This is a genomic window from Psychrobacter sp. 1U2 (assembly GCF_051847575.1).
Map to the genome: position 1 here is coordinate 1 of NZ_JBPYDC010000115.1, position 1,749 is coordinate 1,749.

Annotated in this window: 1 protein-coding gene; it reads left to right on the forward strand. The window is 43.1% G+C overall.

Annotation, left to right across the window (positions count from 1 at the left end; all coding sequences use genetic code 11):
• A partial coding sequence (phaC, locus tag ACS8FD_RS13635) for a class I poly(R)-hydroxyalkanoic acid synthase (RefSeq protein ID WP_439276274.1) occupies positions 1-1,695 on the forward strand: 1,695 nt, incomplete at its 5' end.
• Between the last annotated feature and the right edge of the window lie 54 nt (positions 1,696-1,749).

The window sequence follows — 1,749 nt, forward strand, 5'->3', positions numbered from 1 at the left end:
TCTCTGATGCTCAATATGATAGATGGATGGCAGAAGTTTAGCACAGGCGTAGCAGACAAAAGCCCCACTGCATTAATCGAACAACAGATGAATTTATGGAAACAACAGTTCCAGCTGTATCAAAATACCCTGATGAAGGGCTCTGAAGACCAAATACAACCTCTTGTCACTCCAGAAAAAGGCGATAAACGCTTTACAGACGAAGAATGGACCAACAATCCTATTTTTGACTTTCTAAAACAAAGCTATCTTCTAACCGCTAATGGCATGATGGATACCATTGATAATACTGAGGGAGTTGATGAAAAAACCCGTCAGCGCTTATCATTTTTTACTCGTCAATGGTTAAATGCAATGGCGCCAAGTAATTTTTTATGGAGTAATCCTGAAATACTGCGCTTGACCATGGAGTCAAAGGGACAGAATCTGGTAAGAGGACTCAAGCAGCTAACAGAAGACATGGAAAAGAGCTCCAAAATGCTGAGCATTCGCATGACGGATCATGATGCTTTTAAGCTTGGTGAAAACATCGCTACAACGACAGGCAAAGTGGTGTTCCGTAATCGGTTGTTTGAGTTGATACAATATAATCCAACGACAGCTAAAGTTCATAAACGTCCTTTATTGATTGTACCGCCATGGATTAATAAATTTTATATCATGGACCTAAAAGAGAAGAACTCATACATTCGTTGGGCGCTCAATGAAGGCCATAGTGTCTTTGTGATGTCGTGGGCCAATCCAACGCGGGCTTATAAAGACGTCAATATGAAGGATTATATGCACGAGGGACTGCTGACGGCTTTAGATGTCATTAAGGAGATTACAGGGGAGTCAGCCGCTAACGTCATCGGTTATTGTATCGGTGGTATGTTACTGGCGTTGACGCTATCTTGGTTGACTGAAAATAAGCAGGCAGATCGTATAGCCAGTGCAACTTTTTGGGCCACGATATTTGACTTTAGCGATCCTGGAGACTTAGGCGTATTTATTGACGAACGTACGGTCAGTGCGCTTGAGCAAGAAGGAGAGCAGCAAGGGGTGTTTGACGGACGTCTGATGGGCGCCGCCTTTAGTCTATTACGTGAAAATAGCCTTTATTGGAATTATTATGTGCAAAATTACCTAAAAGGGGAGCGTCCAATTCCTTTTGATCTTTTATATTGGAATTCTGATGCTACCAACGTGACTGCTGCATTGCATAGCTTTGTATTGCGCGAGCTGTATTTGGGCAACAAAATGATTGAAAAAGGCGAGTTGGCATATGACGGAGTAAAGGTTGATTTGTCAAAAGTGACTATCCCAACCTATGTCGTCGCAACATTACAAGACCATATCGCCAAATGGAAAGGAAGCTATGCGTCTACACAAGTGCTGGGTGGTGATGTTACCTTTGTACTCGGTGAGTCAGGGCATATCGCTGGCATTATCAACCCGCCAACGGGTAAGTATGGCTTTTATACCCATGAAGATTATGTCGCCGATCCTGATGAATGGTATGCCAAAGCAGAAAAGCACGATAAGAGCTGGTGGCTACATTGGAGCGAATGGATCAATCAGCACAGTGCAGGTGAAGTAGATAGCAGACAACCGGGTATCACGTATACAGGTAAAGAGTGGCAGATACTCTCTGATGCTCCAGGGGAGTATGTACATGTCAGGGCAGATGAAGCTTTACGCTCAACTGAACCTTAATAAATCTTGTCTGTTAGTAAACAATTAGCCTTAGTGGAATTAGCCTTAGAGGAT